The 15,442-nt window shown below is 66.5% G+C and carries 12 protein-coding genes; 6 read left to right on the forward strand and 6 right to left on the reverse strand.

The genetic code is table 11. The annotated features are described in order from the left end of the window. Positions 1-7 precede the first annotated feature (7 nt). Positions 8-712, reverse strand: a complete 705-nt coding sequence (locus ABV518_RS21570; protein WP_367771444.1) for a GntR family transcriptional regulator — start codon at positions 710-712, stop codon at positions 8-10. A gap of 228 nt (positions 713-940) precedes the next feature. Here ABV518_RS21570 and ABV518_RS21575 point away from each other — a divergent pair, with 228 nt between their 5' ends. From ABV518_RS21575 to ABV518_RS21600, 6 genes are all read left to right on the forward strand, one after another. Further along, positions 941-1,858, forward strand: coding sequence for an ABC transporter permease (locus ABV518_RS21575; RefSeq protein ID WP_367771447.1), 918 nt, complete (start codon positions 941-943; stop codon positions 1,856-1,858). Then, on the forward strand, positions 1,855-2,814 hold the full coding sequence (locus tag ABV518_RS21580) for an ABC transporter permease (protein WP_367771451.1): 960 nt from the start codon (positions 1,855-1,857) through the stop codon (positions 2,812-2,814). The genes ABV518_RS21575 and ABV518_RS21580 overlap by 4 nt, the downstream gene beginning before the upstream one ends. Further along, positions 2,811-3,905 carry an ABC transporter ATP-binding protein gene (locus ABV518_RS21585; protein ID WP_367771454.1) on the forward strand — a complete coding sequence of 365 codons (1,095 nt, stop codon included), beginning with the start codon at positions 2,811-2,813 and terminating at the stop codon, positions 3,903-3,905. Before ABV518_RS21580 ends, ABV518_RS21585 begins: the two co-directional genes overlap by 4 nt. Beyond that, a complete protein-coding gene (locus ABV518_RS21590; RefSeq protein ID WP_367771457.1) occupies positions 3,902-4,912 on the forward strand; it encodes an ABC transporter ATP-binding protein in 1,011 nt (336 codons plus the stop codon). The genes ABV518_RS21585 and ABV518_RS21590 overlap by 4 nt, the downstream gene beginning before the upstream one ends. 69 nt (positions 4,913-4,981) lie before the next feature. Continuing rightward, the gene (locus tag ABV518_RS21595) at positions 4,982-6,541 is read left to right on the forward strand and encodes an ABC transporter substrate-binding protein (protein ID WP_367771460.1); all 1,560 of its coding nucleotides are present in this window, start codon (positions 4,982-4,984) and stop codon (positions 6,539-6,541) included. Continuing rightward, positions 6,538-7,776, forward strand: coding sequence for an amidohydrolase family protein (locus tag ABV518_RS21600; protein WP_367771463.1), 1,239 nt, complete (start codon positions 6,538-6,540; stop codon positions 7,774-7,776). The genes ABV518_RS21595 and ABV518_RS21600 overlap by 4 nt, the downstream gene beginning before the upstream one ends. A gap of 119 nt (positions 7,777-7,895) precedes the next feature. Here the strand turns inward: ABV518_RS21600 and ABV518_RS21605 are convergent, their stop codons facing one another. From ABV518_RS21605 to ABV518_RS21625, 5 genes are all read right to left on the reverse strand, one after another. Then, the gene (locus ABV518_RS21605; RefSeq protein WP_367771466.1) at positions 7,896-8,216 is read right to left on the reverse strand and encodes a GYD domain-containing protein; all 321 of its coding nucleotides are present in this window, start codon (positions 8,214-8,216) and stop codon (positions 7,896-7,898) included. Between the two features lie 572 nt (positions 8,217-8,788). Beyond that, the gene (locus ABV518_RS21610; protein WP_367771469.1) at positions 8,789-11,095 is read right to left on the reverse strand and encodes a glycoside hydrolase family 3 N-terminal domain-containing protein; all 2,307 of its coding nucleotides are present in this window, start codon (positions 11,093-11,095) and stop codon (positions 8,789-8,791) included. 299 nt (positions 11,096-11,394) lie between these two features. Further along, positions 11,395-13,518, reverse strand: a complete 2,124-nt coding sequence (locus ABV518_RS21615; RefSeq protein ID WP_367771472.1) for a glycogen debranching N-terminal domain-containing protein — start codon at positions 13,516-13,518, stop codon at positions 11,395-11,397. Positions 13,519-13,640: 122 nt separating this feature from the next. Then, on the reverse strand, positions 13,641-14,528 hold the full coding sequence (locus tag ABV518_RS21620; protein ID WP_367771475.1) for a carbohydrate ABC transporter permease: 888 nt from the start codon (positions 14,526-14,528) through the stop codon (positions 13,641-13,643). Beyond that, the gene (locus ABV518_RS21625) at positions 14,525-15,379 is read right to left on the reverse strand and encodes a carbohydrate ABC transporter permease (protein WP_367771478.1); all 855 of its coding nucleotides are present in this window, start codon (positions 15,377-15,379) and stop codon (positions 14,525-14,527) included. Before ABV518_RS21625 ends, ABV518_RS21620 begins: the two co-directional genes overlap by 4 nt. Positions 15,380-15,442: the final 63 nt, after the last annotated feature.

A 15,442-nucleotide genomic window follows, 5' to 3' on the forward strand; every position in this document is an offset into this window, starting at 1 on the left:
GAAGTAGCTAGGCAGGGCTGCGGGTCTTGCGCGCACGCCGGGGCACTGGCTCGCTGGGCAGCCGCCCGCTGAGGTGCGGAAGGGAGGCATGCCGCCCCCGCTCCACATGCGCACCGGCCAGGGCCTCGGCCAGCGCAGGCCGGCCCTCCGCGATCGCGTGCACCAGCTCGGCGTGCTCCTCCCACATCCCATGCGTGTCCCGTTCCGGTGTCAGGCGGAACAGCCAGCGGACCCGGCCGTTGAGCAGGCTGGACAGCCGGCGCAGCAGGTCGTGGTCCGCCAGGCGCACGATCTCCTCGTGCAGGTCCGAGTTGCGGCCGGACGCCTGCTCCCCCGGGACACCGGTCCGGGCATACTCGAGCGAGGCCAGCAGGTCTTCCGCGCTGGCGCCGCCCGCCACCCGGAGCGCCGCGCACTGCGCCGCGAACGGCTCCAGCCTCAGGCGAAGGTCAAAAACCTCCACGGCATCCCGCAGCGTGAAGGTGTGCACAAAGCTGCCCCTCCGCACTTCCGAGTGGATGAACCCCTCAGCCTCAAGCAGCGGCAGGGCCTCCCTGAGGGGGATGCGGGAAACGTCCAGCTCCGCGGACAGCTCCCGCTCATTGAGCTTGCTGCCGCCGGGAAGGCGACCGGAAATAATGCGTTCCCGCAACGCCTCGGCCACCCGTTCGGACAGGCCGGCTTCCGGCTCTGAAGGCTCGGGGTTTGCCATCGCTCCTCCTCATTTTTTCGGTCCGAAAATGCCTTTTGGTATTCCAAGCATGCACTTTCAACACTTCCAGCACCAATAATGCGTTATTTGGTATTCAAAAGTTTCCAACATGTTTAACCTCGATGACGTTCCGGTCAACTCAGCCGAAAGCCCAAAACCCGCCCTTACGCTGTCATCGGAACCCCCGTTCGAGGGGCAAGCAACAACAACTTCCTGAGAGGGGGCACAGTGCCCCAGTACCTGATCAAACGCACAGGCCAAGCGGTCTTCACCCTCTTCTGCGTGCTGACCTTCGCCTTCATCCTGGGCCGGGCCACGGGCAAACCGGCCGGCCTGCTCCTGCCGGACAACGCCACAGCCGCGGAGGTGGACGCCCTCAACGGCGCCCTCGGCTTCAACGAACCCCTGCACGTGCAGTACCTGGCTGTCCTGGGCAACGTGCTCCGCGGCGACTTCGGCATCTCCTACCGGCAGCGCGAATCGGCCCTGGCGCTGATCGCCGAACGGCTCCCCGCCACCTTCGAACTTGCCTTCTGGTCCTTCCTCCTCGGCCTCCTCCTGGCCGTCCTGGCCGCCACCGCCATCCAGCTGACCGGCAGCCGGACCCTCCGCTCCCTCTTCATCTGGGGCGGCTCACTCCGCCATTCCGTCCCGGACTTCTTCTTCGCCCTGCTCGCCGTGCTCCTCTTCTCCGTGGCGCTGGGCCTGCTGCCCTCCCTCGGCCGGACCAGCCCGGCAAGCCTGGTGCTGCCCGTCCTCACCATCGCCACCGGCCAGTTCGTCCTCTACGTCCGGCTCATCGACGCCGCCCTCAGCGACCAGGCCGGCCAGGACTACGTCCGCACCGCCTTCGCCAAAGGCCAAAGCCGGGCCCGGGTCCTGTTCTCCCACATGCTCCCCAACTCCGTGCTGCCGGTGCTCACCATGGCGGGCCTGAACCTGGGCTCCCTCCTCGGCGGAACCGTCGTCGTCGAGGCCGTCTTCGCCTGGCCCGGGCTCGGCCAGGTGCTCACCGAAGCCGTCAGCCAGCGTGACTTCCCCATCGTCCAGGCCGGACTGCTGGTGGTGGCCCTGATCTTCGTCACCGTGAACCTGGCCGTGGACCTGCTCGCCGCCAAGATCGATCCGAGAGTGAGCCTGGCATGACCCAGCAACTGCTGCCCACCGACCCCACAGCGCTTCCCGCCGCCGCCAGCGAAAGCAACAGCCCCCAACGGGACCAGCAAGGTAAAGCACGACGGCGGCCTGCCACCCGCCGCGGCAAGCGCGGCGCCGCCGCCCCCGCCTTCGTGGCCGGCTGCGTGATGCTGGGCCTGGTGCTCCTGCTCGCCGCCGGCGGCGCCCTGCTCCCGGGCTACGACCCCTTCGGCCAGGACCTCTCCGCCGCCATGCGCAAGCCCTTCACCGATCCCGCCCATTTGCTGGGGACCGACTCCCTGGGCCGGGACATGCTCAGCCGCCTGTCCCTGGCCAGCTTTGTCACCCTGGGCATAGCCCTCGCCGTCGTCATCCTGAACGCGGTGATCGGCACCGGGCTGGGCATGGCGGCCGGCTACTTCGGCGGCCGGCTCGATTCCGCCATCACCACCCTGGCCGACGTGAACCTGGCCATGCCCGTGGTGCTGCTGCTGATCGCCGTCGCAGCCGTCACCGGCCCCAGCGCCACGGTCACCATCGCCACGCTGGGCCTGACCTACTGGGTGGGCTACGCGAGGGTCAGCCGGAACCTGGCCCGGTCGCTGCGGACCCGCGACTTCGTCCTGGCGCCGCTCACCCAGGGCGGCGGGCACGGCTGGGTGATCCGCAAGCACATCCTGCCCAACGTCTTCTCCCAGACCCTGATCATCGCCGCCACGGACATCGCCACGATCATCCTCATCGAGTCCTCGCTCGAATATCTGGGCCTTGGCGTCCAGCCGCCCGTTCCCAGCTGGGGATCCATGATCTTCGAGGGCCAGAAGTACCTGGGCACCAACCCCTGGCTGGCCATCCTGCCGGGCATCGTGATGTTCCTGACCGTGGCCGGCGCCCAGTTCACCAGCCAGCGCTTCACCGCCGAAGGCACCACCGGCGCACTCCTCCGGAAAGGACGCACAGCATGAGCACCACCAACCCCGGCCCGCTGCTGTCAGTGCAGGACCTCACCATCGAGGTAACGGGCGACGACGGTCCTGTGCGGCTGGTGGACGGCGTCAGCTTCGAGGTGCACCAAGATGAGGTGTTCGCCCTGGTGGGCGAGTCCGGCTCCGGCAAAAGCCTGACGGTCCTGGCCATCATGGACCTGCTGCCGCCGGGCGTGCGGATCACCTCCGGGCGGATCCTGTTCCGCGGCCGGGACCTCGCGCAGGTGCCCGAATCCGAGATGCGCCGCCTCCGCGGCAAGGACCTGGCCATGGTGTTCCAGGACCCCATGTCAGCCCTGAACCCGCTGCAGCGCGTGGGACGCCAGCTGGCCGAAGCCGTGAAGCTGCACGCCTCCGGCCTGAACCGCAGGCAGACCGCAGACAAAGTGCACAGCCTGCTGGCCGCCGTCGGCGTTCCCGATCCGGAAGGACGCGCCGCCTCCTATCCGCACCAGTGGTCCGGCGGGATGCGGCAGCGGGCCATGATCGCCATGGCCATGGCGCACGATCCCGGCCTGCTGATCGCCGACGAGCCCACCACCGCACTGGACGTCACGGTCCAGGCCCAGGTGATGGACGTCCTGGCCGAAGCCCGGCGCCGGGCGGGCTCGGCCATGATCCTGATTACGCACGACCTGGGACTGGTGGCCGAAGCCGCGGACCGGGTGGCCGTGATGTACAGCGGCCGGGTGGTGGAAACCGCGGACGTGCACCGGCTGTTCAGCTCCCCCGCCCACCCGTACACCGCCGGGTTGCTGGCCAGCATCCTGGGCGAAGGTACCGCCGGCGGACGGGCCTTTGCGATTCCGGGTTCGCCCCCGGCAGCCGCCGAACGGCCCGCCGGCTGCGCGTTCCAGCCGCGCTGCCACGTCGGCGGCGGCCGGGACGAATGCGCCGCCGCCCGGCCGGTGCTCACGCTGCTGCCCACTCCCCCGCCCGGCGCCGACGGCCCGGTACTCCCCCGGGGAATGGCACTCCCCAACGGAACGGCGCATCCCGCCGGTCCTGCCGCAGCCTGCCACTTTGCCGGCGAAAGCACCCTAAACCTGCTGAAAGGACAACCGGCATGAGAACCGACACCCCCGCCCCGCCCTTCCTGGACGTCCTGACCGTCCAGGATCTGATGGTCGAATTCCCGGCCCGCGGCCCGCTGTTCAGCCGCCGCACCCTCAAGGCCGTCAACGGCGTCTCCTTGCACGTTGCCCCCGGCGAAACCCTGGGCCTGGTGGGTGAATCCGGCTGCGGCAAATCCACCCTGGTCCGCACCATCCTGGGCCTCAACAAACCCACCGCCGGCACCGTGGCGGTGGGCGGCCGGAACCTCGCCGGGCTGCTGAACGGCCGCCGCCGGCAGGAACGTGCCCGGATGCAGATGGTGTTCCAGGACCCCTATTCCTCCCTGGACCCGCGGATGACCGTGCATGACATCGTCGCCGAGCCGCTGCGGATCAACGGCCAGTACACCGCCGCCGCGGTGGACCGGCTGCTCGAGCAGGTGGGGCTCACCGAGGTCATGGGCAGCCGTCGGCCCTCCGAGTTCTCCGGCGGCCAGCGCCAGCGGGTGGGCATTGCCCGGGCCCTGGCGCTGAAACCCGAACTGCTGATCCTGGACGAGCCGGTGTCCGCCCTGGACGTCTCCGTGCAGGCACAGGTGATCAACCTCCTCCAGGACCTGCAGGCCGAGCTGGGCCTGTCCTACCTGTTCATCGCGCACGACCTCTCGGTGGTGCGGCAGATCAGCCACCGGGTGGCCGTGATGTACATGGGCAGGATCGTGGAAACCGGACCTGTGGCCGACGTGTTCACCAACCCCCAGCACCCGTACACCCGGGCGCTGCTGTCCGCCGCACCCGTGGCGGATCCGGCAGCCGCCGCAACCCGGCAACGGATCGTGCTCCGCGGCGACCTGCCGGACGCCGCCAACCTGCCGTCCGGCTGCTCGTTCCGCACCCGCTGCCCGATCGCCACGGACGCGTGCGCCGCCGTCGTACCCCAGCTCCTTCCCCCGGTGCCCACCCAGGCGGACTTCCCCGTCCGCCCGGTGCACCAGTCCGCCTGCCTGCTGGTCCACTCCTAGGCACCCGCAGCCCCACTCATCCCTCCCGCCCCCGGCCGCACCGGCCAACCACACCTTCCAGGAGAACCCATGCCGATGTCCCCTGCCCGCTCACCGTTCCGCCGCGCTCTGCCGGCCCTCTCCGTGGGCCTCGCCTCCGCGCTGATGCTCACCGGCTGCGCCGGCGGCTTCGAATCCAGCTCCAACTCCTCCGCCGAAGCCGGCACTGGCGGCAGGATCGTTGCTGCCCTGCCCACGGACCCCACCTCCATGGACCCGGTCAAGACCGGCAGCCTGGTGGTCCTCTCCGTCTTCTTCAACACCTTCGACCAGCTCACGAAGATCACCGCGGACGGCTCGCTGGAACCCAAGCTCGCCACCAAATGGACGCCCAACGCGGACCTGACCACCTGGGACTTCACGCTCCGCCAAGGCGTCACCTTCACCAACGCCGAACCGCTCACCGCCGATGACGTGGTGTTCTCCTTCACCCGCATCCTCCAGGACCCCACCTCGGAAAACTTCGGCTACCTCAGCTCGCTGGCCTCGGTGGAAAAGGTCGACGAGCTCACCGTCCGCTTCACCATGAAAGCCCCGTTCTCCGCTTTCCCCCGCAACACGTCGCTGATCTCGATCGTCCCGGACGAGGCCTACGCCGCGATGGGTCCGGAGGCCTTCGCGGCAGCGCCGGTGGGGTCCGGCCCGTTCAAGTTCGAGAAGATCCAGCGCGGCGTGGCCTACGACCTGGTGCGCAACGACTCGTACTGGGGCGAGCCCGCCAAGCTGGACGCGGTCAGCCTGGTGCCGGTGGCCTCGGACGAGTCCCGGGTCAACGGCGTCCTCTCCGGTTCGCTGGACGTGGCTCAGATCAGCCCCGCCCAGGTGGGGCCGGTCAAGGGGTCCGGCGCGGCGACCGTCCAGTCCGAGCTGTCCAACGGCGTGGTGTTCCTCGGCGTCAACTCCACAGCCGGTGTCCTGGCCGACGCCAAAATCCGCCGGGCCATTGGAATGGCCATCAACAAGAAGGCCATCGTGGACACGGTGCTCTCAGGCCTCGGCGAACCGGCCACGCAGATGCTCGCCCCTGCTGTTGAGGGCTTCGTCAGCGGACTGTCCGACGGCGGCTACAACCCTGACGAGGCGAAGAAGCTGCTGGCTGAAGCCGGGTACAACGGCGAAAGCATCGACCTTGAGTACGCCCTCGACGGCCGGATCCCGCTGAGCGGCGAGGTGGCCCAGGCCATCCAGGGCTACCTCACCACCGCCGGGATCAAGGTCAACCTGGTGGGCGCTGACCAGGCCAGCCATACACTGAAAGTCCGCAACCGGCAGATGAAAGGCATCTACTTGAACACCTGGGCACCGTCCACCGTGGACGGCGATCTGCCGCTGACCGACTTCTACGAGAAGGCCGGCAACAACAACTACGCCCAGGACCCGCGCACCGCCGAACTTGCCGTCAAGCAGCGCGGTGTTGAGGGCCAGGACCGGCTGTCCGTTTTTGAAGAGCTCCTGGGCCTCAGCAACGACCAGGGCTACTACATCCCGCTGTACGTTCCGGCCAACAACTTCGCCGTGGACACGAAACTGGACTGGACCCAGCGCGCCGACGGCCTCTACGACTTCTCCACGACAGGACTGAAGAAATGACCCTGGTTCTCCGCAACGTCCGCCCCTGGGGCGGGGACGCCGCTGACGTAACGCTCGACGGCGGGGTGATCGCCGCCGTCGGGCCCGTCACGCCGGAGGGGGCTGCTCCGGCAGGCGGCCCCGCCGGCTCTGCTGCCGGCGCGCAGGTGGTGGAGGGTCGCGGCCGGATCCTGCTGCCGTCGTTCTCCGACGTCCACGTCCACCTCGACTCCACCCTGCTGGGGCTGCCGTTCCGCCCGCACACCGGCGCGCCGGGCGTGTGGAACATGATGCTCAACGATCGGCAGAACTGGCGCGGCGCGGAAGCCTCCGTGGCCGAGCGGGCCACCCTCACGCTGGGGGCCATGATCGAGCGCGGCACCACCCGGGTGCGCAGTTACGCGCAGGTGGACGTCGACGCCGGGCTGGAGCGGTTCGAGGGCGTCCTTGCGGCCCGTGAGGCGCACCGGGACCGGGCCGACGTCGCCGTGATCGCGTTTCCGCAGGCCGGCCTGCTCCGGGAGGCGGGCAGCGCCGACGTGCTGGAGGAGGCCCTCAAGCTGGGGGCCGACGTGGTGGGCGGGATCGACCCCTGTGCCCTGGACCGCGACCCCGTCCGGCACCTGGACATCGTGTTTGGCCTCGCCGAAAAGTACAGCCTCCCGGTGGACATCCACCTGCACGAACCCAGCCAGCTGGGGCTGTTCAGCGCCCAACTCATCCTGGAGCGGACCAAGGCGCTGGGCATGCAGGGGCTGGTGACCATCTCGCACGGCTACGGGCTCGCGGACTTGCCCGCCGGCCAGCTCCAGGAGCTGATCGAGGAGATGGGCTCCCTGGACGTGTCCATGGCCACGATCGCACCGGCCGGCGCCCCGCTTCCGCTGCAGCAGCTGGCTGCCGCCGGGATCCGTGTCGGCTTGGGCCAGGACGGCCAGCGCGACTACTGGTCCCCGTACGGGAATGCGGACATGCTGGACCGCACGTGGCAGCTGGCGTTCACCAGCAAGTTCCGGGCCGATGAGCTGATTGAGCATTGCGTGGCTGTGGCCACCGTGGGCGGTTCCAGCGTCATCGACCCGGCGGCGAACCGGCTCGCCTCCGTCGCGGACCGGCCCGGTGTGGACGTGGGTGACCCGGCCGAGCTGGTCCTGGTGGAGGGAGGCACCGTGACGGCCGCCGTGATGGACCGGCTGCCGGGCCGCACCGTGATCCACCGCGGCCGGGTGGTGGCGGACAGCCTTCAGCTGGTCTGAGCCGGGCCCGCTGCCGGGAGGACCCGAAGGTCACCGCCCGCGCACAGCCAGCGGCCGGCGTCGTACTTCACGACGCCGGCCGCTGGCCATGGTGCCAGGCTCCCTTACTGACCCGGGGCTTACTGTCCCGGGGCCCGGTAGGTCGGCGTCTTCTTGGCGGCCTCGTCGAGGTCTTCGACCGTCAGGAGCGGCTTCAGCCGGACGTTGACGTTCCCCGTCGAATTGATCAGCAGCGACAGTGCTGCAGCGCTCGCATCGTCCGGCACCTCAAAAACGCCAAGGACGTCGTAGTAGCCAAACGCGTAGTAGAAGCTCTCCAGCGAGCCGCCTACAGATTTGAGGGCCTCCGTCAGGGCCTCACGGCGCTTGGTGCCGCCTTCCTGCATGAGCCCCTTGACTCCGTCACCCACATAGGTTGCTTCAAACATATATTTCGGCATGGTCATTCCTTTCCTGGATTCCTATCCCATCGGCTGTTCATCGCGCCGGGTGCACTCAAAGCCGTCAGCTGGCGTCCACACAGAATCGTCCTCACCTGGCTCCATCGCCGTGCAGGAGCGGCCCAGATCCGGCCCCATATCCCGTGGAAACGGGGTGGATGACCCCGCTAAAGCAGACGCTATTCCTCGGGCTACGGGCAGTCAATATGCTGGGATTGTCGAGCGCGGTGAGAGGTCCGAGTGGGGGTAAATTCACGTGGGTTTGGGGCACAGATCCTGGGGAGTCCCTGTGGGCGCTATCTCCGTTTGAACGGTTATGTCTGTTTCTCGAAGTGGATGCACATCTTCTCCTGACAGGTGCCTGCAGCGAGGACGTTCTGTCCATTTGATAGACCACTGCCTGGTACGGGATCGACCTTTCTCCGCTTGAGTGCCGGTCACGATGGTTCAAGTTCCTGCGGGGTCCACACGTCTCATCTCCAGATGGCCACTCCTTGTGACTCTCGCGGCTAACAAGTGTCCAGCGCGCGGCCCTCGACAGGACTGCGATCGGCCATGGGTGGCGTGTGGCGTCATTGGGTGAGGGTGAAAGGGGCGCGAAGCAGGTCAGTGTCGCGTGAACTGTGGCCGACGAGCAGGTCGAACGCTCCTGGTTCTACGACCCGCTGGCCGCTGGCGTTGACCAGTGAGCATTCGGTGGCCGGGATCGAGATGTCGACGTCGGTGGATTCCCCTGGTGCAATGGTCGCCTGGGCGAATGCTTTGAGTTCCTGTTCTGCCCAGGTGACACTGGTGACGTTGTCTCTGATGTAGGCCTGAACTGTTTCAGTTGCGGTGCGATTCCCTGTATTGGTGAGCGTGACTTGGGCTTTGATCGTGCCGTCGGACGTGATTCGATCGGATTCGAGCCGCAGGTCCGAATATTCGATGGTGGTGTAGCTGAGGCCTTCACCGAAGGCGAAGAGGGGATCCTGAGTTAAGTCGGCGTAGCGCTTGCCGTGCTGCCCGCGCAGCTGGTTGTAGTAGACCGGCAGCTGTCCGGCGTGGCGGGCAAACGTGACAGGCAGCCGACCGCTGGGTTCGATAAGCCCGAGGACGAGTTCGGCGATCGCCCGGCCGCCCTGCATCCCTGGGTTGAAGGCTTCAATGATGGCGGCAGCCCCGTTCAGGACGGCGTCGGGCAGTGTTGATGGCTTGGACTGGATCAGGACCACAACAACGGGTTTTCCGGTGGCGATCAGTGCCTCAAGCAGGGCGTTCTGGCCTCCCTGCAGGTCCAGGGTTGCTGTTGACTTCATTTCACCGGCAAGGGCCACGGTGTCACCGACCACGGCAACAATGAAGTCAGCCTCGTTGGCGGCCTCAATCGCGTCGAGCTGCATCGCTCCGTTGACGGACGCGCTTTGGAACAGCGGTGGCCGCGGCTGGCCGTCCGGGTAAGTGGTTCCGGCCGGGTCCGGGAGGACTTCGCCGATGTCGGCGCCCCGGGAATGTGTGATCGTCCAGGTGTGGGGTGCGAATTCCCGGAAACCGTCCAGCACGGTGGTGATGAGTTCCCCGGGGTGGCCGTCCGGCATCCAGTCGACCTGCCCGGACGCTCCGGCCCAGTCGCCGAGTTGGGCGTGCGGGTCATCGGCGTTCGGACCGATGACCGCGATAGTTTTGGCGCCGTGGTGCTGGGCGCGGCCATCGGAGCCGGCGTTGAGTCCGCCGGCCAACGGAAGGGTGCCATCGTTGCGGAGCAGGACCAGGGCCTTACGGGCCATGTTCAGGTTGATGGCCGTGTGCGCCTGGCATCCGATGAGTGCTTGCTGGGCGTCCTGGTCGGGGAGCCGGGGGTCTTCGAAGAGGCCGAGGTCGAACTTCAGGGTCAGGATGCGGCGCACTGCGTCGTCGATGAGTGTTTCGCTGAGCCGCCCGTCCTGAACTGCCTGTTGGGCGGCAGTCAAGAACTGCGGAGTGTTCATGATCAGATCGTTGCCGGCCTCGACCGCGACGCAGGCTGCTTCCGTGTCGGTGGCGCACACCTTTTGTTCCCACACCATGCGGCCCACGTTGTCCCAGTCGGTGACCAGGGTTCCAGTGAAACCCCACTCATCTTTGAGCACTTCGTTGAGCAGCCAGCCGTTGGCTGTGATGGGAATCCCGTCGATGGCCTGGTAGCCGAGCATGAACGTCCGGCAGCCGGCCTGAACGGCCTTCTCGAACGGGGGCAGGAACCAGGACCTGAGCTTGCGCCGGCTGAGATCGGCCTCGCTGGCGTCCCGGCCGCCCTGGGTTTCGGAGTATCCGACAAAATGCTTGGCGGTGGCTAGCACGGCTGAGCGGTCTGTGAGTCCTTCACCCTGGTATCCGCGGATCATCGCGGCGCCAAGTTCCCCGATGAGGTGCGGGTCTTCGCCGAACGTTTCGTTCACGCGGCCCCAGCGCAGGTCCCGGCTGATGCACAGAACCGGGGAGAAGGTCCAGTGCAGCCCCGTGGCTGCGATCTCCACGGCCGCTGCGTGTGCGCCCCGTTCGATAAGGTCCGGGTTCCACGTGCAGGCCATGCCAAGCTGCGTGGGGAAGATGGTGGCGCCGGGCCAGAAGGAATGTCCGTGAATGCAGTCATCGGCCATCAGCAACGGGATCTGCAGGCGTGTTTTGGCGACGAGGTCGGCTGTTTTCAGCATGGTCTCGGGCGAGGCATGCAGGAGGGACCCGCCGAGTTTGACGCAAACGAGGTCCTCGATGTCCCCGCGCGCGTCCAGCTGGAGCATCTGGCCGACCTTTTCGGCCAACGTCATCCGAGACAGAACGCCCTCGACCCTATCGGCGGTGGGGATCGAGGGGTCCTTGTAGTCGGCCAAGAGTCCTGCGGTAGTTCTTGCTGTGTCCATGGCGACAGGATTGCCTTTCAGAGAAGCGGTCTAAGCGGGAGGCTAATGTGCAGCGACTTCGGGCGCGACGGTCTATTCGGCCGCTAATGAGTGCCGTGCACGGCACGCTGGCAGGGGGCCTGTCAGCATGCAGTGCGTCCGACGTAGAGGGTGGACGGCCCGGAGGTGGTGTCGACGGAGTCCATCGCTGGCGAGATCAGTTGGAGGCTCTGAACACCTGCTGCCGTGCAGGGTCGTCCAAGCGTGGTTGGCATGTACGAGCCTGCACGGCTGCCGGTAGAGGTTCTGTCCGTCCCTGGTTATCGGGCCGCAGACGAGGCCACTGCGTAGGGTTCTGTGGGGGCTGCCGGTTCTGTGATCAGCTCGATGTGGGACGGCAGCCCGTTCACGGCGACGGGGGTGCCTCTCCGAGCGCTGACCGTCAGGCGCGATCTGCCTAGCGGCATGTTGGTTAGTTCCAGGTCCGGGCAGGCATCTGGAAGCACCGGGCTTATGGTCAGCGTTTGGTCGCGCATGTTGGGTTCAAGGCGCAGCAGGGTGCGTACGATCAGCAGCGGAGCGGCTGCGGCCCATGCCTGCGGTGAGCAGCCTGCAGGGAATTCCACTGGAGTAGCAAATTCGGAGCGGTCGAAGCCGCAAAAGAGCTCTGGCAGCCGCCCGGAGAAGAAATCTGCAGCATCGATGAGCCCCTCCGCAATGCGCTGGGCGTGCGAGACAAATCCGTACCGCATCAGGCCAGCGGCGATGAGGGCGTTGTCATGGGGCCAGACTCCGCCGTGCTGGTAGCTGGCCGGGTTGTAGGAGCGCGTCGACTTCGCCATCGTCCGAACGCCGAACCCGGTGAACATGTCTGATGAGAGCAGGTGGTCGGCCACGGCCTGTGCGTTGTCCGTGTCAATGATTCCAGTCCACAGGCAATGACCCATGTTCGATGCCAGGCTGTCTACAGGTTGCTTCCGGCCGTCCAGTGCGACTGCGTAATATCCGCGGTCAGCCAGCCAGAAGCGCTCGTTGAACCGTTCCTTCAAGGATTTCGCCTTCTCGGCGCATTGCGTGGCGGTGTCGCTGTCTCCTCGCCTGCGCGCTAGCTCTGCCCGTGCCAGATATGCGGCGTAAACGTATCCCTGCACCTCGGCCAGGGCGAGCGGACCCTCTGCGGGAGTGCCATCGGCGAAATGGATTGCATCCGCACTGCCGTCCTTCCAGGCCAGGTGCGCCAGGCGGCCGGGCTCCAGACGGACTTCGTATTCGACCAGCCCGTCGCCGTCAAGGTCGCCATAGCGCTCTATCCATTCCAGAGCCGCGTCGGCGCTGGGCAGGAGGTCGTCGATCTCGTCCTTGTCCGCGCCCCAGCGTTCAAGTTCGCCGAGCAGCATCACAAACAGTGGGGTCGCATCGACAGTTCCGTAATAGATGCGGCCGTCCCCAAGCGGAAAGCCCGATCCGGCCGAGCGCATCTCGTGCAGGATCCGTCCGGGTTGCTCTTCGGTGACCGGGTCGGATTTGCGGCCCTGGAAGCCGGCGAGAGCCCGGAGCGTTCCGAGGGGAAGGGACTGGTTGAACGGCAGCATCATCAAGCTCGTCAGAAGCGAATCCCTCCCGAACAGAGTCATGAACCACGGTGCCCCGGCTGCGACTGCTTCCATCTCCGGGCGTCCCGGAACGGTAATCCGTAAGGCGCCCAAGTCCCGCTCGGAGCACGAGAGCGCCCGCTGGAGCGGGGCCCAAGAGGTCGTGTAGCCCGGATAGGCGCTCCTCCAGGCTGCAAGTCCTGTGCCGGGGGGCTTGGGGGCCGCGTGCCGGTCGGCCAGCGCGCCTGGTTCCATGCCGGATCCTGGAGTGGACGCGGTAACATGCACGGATGCCGTCCAGGTGCCGCCAGCCGGGATGCTCACTTGGAACAGCAGCTTCCCGGAGATGGCGTTCGCTCCTTCGGCGACTATTTGCACCTCATGGGCTGTTCCGTTGACGACCCTCGAAATCCGCAGCTCGTCCCCGTTCGCGGACACGATCGGCGGCCGGTCACCCTCACCGCCCATTCGCCTGCCGCCGAGGTCGAACCGGCCTCTGAAGTCGGCGTCGGCCTCCATCTCGAGGCTGAATTCGGCTGGCTGTGGGCTATAGTTGCGCACCTTCAAATCCTCCCGCAAGCCGGTCCCTACAGTCCGGTACCGCTCGAGGACAAGCGTGGGCTCGGCACCTGGCTTCGGGGCGGCCTTGGCGATGAAGTTCGCTTCGAACGGCTCGCCGGCAACGGTTGACAAGCGTTCCGGCGCTTTCCCGTTGATAGTGAGCCGCCAGCGCGAGAGGACCCGGACGTCCTGCACAAACATGCCCCGTACAGCGGAGCTGTCGGTGATGTCTCCCCCTGCACCGCTTATGGCAAATGTGGACCCATCGATCAAAGTGATGTCGGCACTCATGCGCTGCCTTCTTCCTGGCGATCAATGCCGCCATATCTAAGTACGTGATGAACAAAAAAACTACGTAGCCATGCGAGTCTGAAATCGCGTCAATGCGTGTATCTCGGCACTGCTGCTGTGGCTCAGGATTTGGAGCCGGACAGGGCGACGCCTTCGACGATCTGGCGTTGCGCGAACGCGAACAGGATCAGCATCGGTGCCGCCAACAGGGTCGTGGCTGCCATCAGGGCGGGCCAATCGGACGTGAACTGGCCCTTGAACTGGTTGACCAGCAACGGCAGCGTGAAATTATCGGTGCTGTTCAGGAAGATCAACGGGTTGAAGAAGTTGTTCCACTGGCCAAGGAAGGTGAAGATCCCCAGCGCCGTCAGCGGGGTGCGCAGCAGCGGCAGGGTAATGGTCAAGAACGTGCGGATCCGGCCGGCGCCGTCGATCTCGGCGGCTTCCTCCAGCTCTACCGGGATGCCTTTGATGTACTGGCGCAGCAGGAAGACCCCGAAGGCGTTGAAGAGCGCGGGCGGCACGATGAGCGCGAGGTGCGTGTCCACCCAGCCCAGCCCGCCCATGATGATGTACTGCGGGATGATCGTGAGCTGGCCGGGGATCATCATGGTCGCGAGGAAGAGCATGAACAGCCAACGGCGGCCCCAGAAATCGATCCGCGCGAACGCGTACGCGGCCATCGCGGAGGTGAGCAGGGAGATCACGGTGACGGTCACGGCGATGTAGGTGCTGTTCCAGAACCCGCGAACGAAGTCGGCCCCGCCCAGTGCGGTACGGAAGCCGTCCAGGTTCCATTCCTCGGGGAGGAGCTTGGGCGGCGGCGTGAAGATTTCCGTCAGGGGTTTGAACGCGGAAAACAGCATCCAGGCGAACGGCAGCGCCATTGCTAGCGCGCCGATGATCAGGACCGCGTGCAGCAGCAGTTTGGGATGGACGGGACGACGGGAGCGGGGACCGCCTTTGGCGGTCGTGAGCGGGCGTGTGGTGGTGGCTGGGGAGGTGCTCATTCGGAGTAGTGGACCCATCTCTTTTGTGCTGTGAGCTGGAGACCGGTGATCGCCAGCAAGGCCAGGAACAGGAGGAAGGCGAGAGCCGAGGCCTGTCCGAAGTTGAACTCCTGGAAGGCGATCTGGACGACTTCGTACACGATGGTGCGGGCGGCGTCCGGAGCTGTGGTGCCGAAGAAGACATAGATGTAGTCGAACACCTGGAACGAGCCGAGGATCGAGGTGATCGATAGGAACAGGATGGTAGGGGACAGCAGCGGGATGGTGATCCGCTGCAGCTTCTGCCATTCCGAGCAGCCGTCGATCTCGGCGGCCTCCAGGCACGAGCGGTCGATGCTCTGCAGGCCGGCCATGAACATCACCAGTTGGTAGCCCAGGGCCTGCCAGATCCCGACGATCGCGAAGGAGGGGATGATGAACAGGGGGTCCTGCAGCCAGTTCGGCGCGGGCAGCCCGATGTCGCGCAGGGCGCTGTTGACCGGGCTGATGTCGGGGTTGAACAGCCACAGCCAGATCGCTGCGACCGCGACCGATGAGGTGATGACCGGGGCAAAGAAGGCCACCCGGTACACAGGGGTCAGCTTGCCGGCGCGCTGCATCAGCACGGCGAAGAACAGGCCGGTAATCATCAGTCCCGGCACCTGCAGCACCGTGTACCAGACCGTGTTCACGGCCGATTGCTGGATGCGAGGGTCGGAGAGGACATCGACGAAGTTGGACAGGCCGACGAAGGAGCGAGTGCCGAACCCGTCCCAGCGGTAGAAGGCCAGCACGAGGGCGAAGAGCAGCGGGCCGACCATAAACACCACCATCCCCAGCAGTTGCGGCGTCAGGAACAGATATCCAGCCACGGTGTCCTTTCGGCGCCGCTGCCGGCGGGTGCCAGCGTTCCCGGACCCCTGCTGTGGCCGGGT

It is taken from the genome of Arthrobacter sp. HS15c, assembly GCF_040812005.1.
Lineage (GTDB): Bacteria > Actinomycetota > Actinomycetes > Actinomycetales > Micrococcaceae > Arthrobacter.

Coding starts and splice junctions, on each gene's coding strand:
- ABV518_RS21615 (WP_367771472.1), bottom strand. CDS start 13,518: ATGAGTGCCGACATCACTTTGATCGATGGGTCCACATTTGCCATAAGC.
- ABV518_RS21605 (WP_367771466.1), bottom strand. CDS start 8,216: ATGCCGAAATATATGTTTGAAGCAACCTATGTGGGTGACGGAGTCAAG.
- ABV518_RS21620 (WP_367771475.1), bottom strand. CDS start 14,528: ATGAGCACCTCCCCAGCCACCACCACACGCCCGCTCACGACCGCCAAA.
- ABV518_RS21580 (WP_367771451.1), top strand. CDS start 1,855: ATGACCCAGCAACTGCTGCCCACCGACCCCACAGCGCTTCCCGCCGCC.
- ABV518_RS21595 (WP_367771460.1), top strand. CDS start 4,982: ATGCCGATGTCCCCTGCCCGCTCACCGTTCCGCCGCGCTCTGCCGGCC.
- ABV518_RS21600 (WP_367771463.1), top strand. CDS start 6,538: ATGACCCTGGTTCTCCGCAACGTCCGCCCCTGGGGCGGGGACGCCGCT.
- ABV518_RS21570 (WP_367771444.1), bottom strand. CDS start 712: ATGGCAAACCCCGAGCCTTCAGAGCCGGAAGCCGGCCTGTCCGAACGG.
- ABV518_RS21610 (WP_367771469.1), bottom strand. CDS start 11,095: ATGGACACAGCAAGAACTACCGCAGGACTCTTGGCCGACTACAAGGAC.
- ABV518_RS21590 (WP_367771457.1), top strand. CDS start 3,902: ATGAGAACCGACACCCCCGCCCCGCCCTTCCTGGACGTCCTGACCGTC.
- ABV518_RS21585 (WP_367771454.1), top strand. CDS start 2,811: ATGAGCACCACCAACCCCGGCCCGCTGCTGTCAGTGCAGGACCTCACC.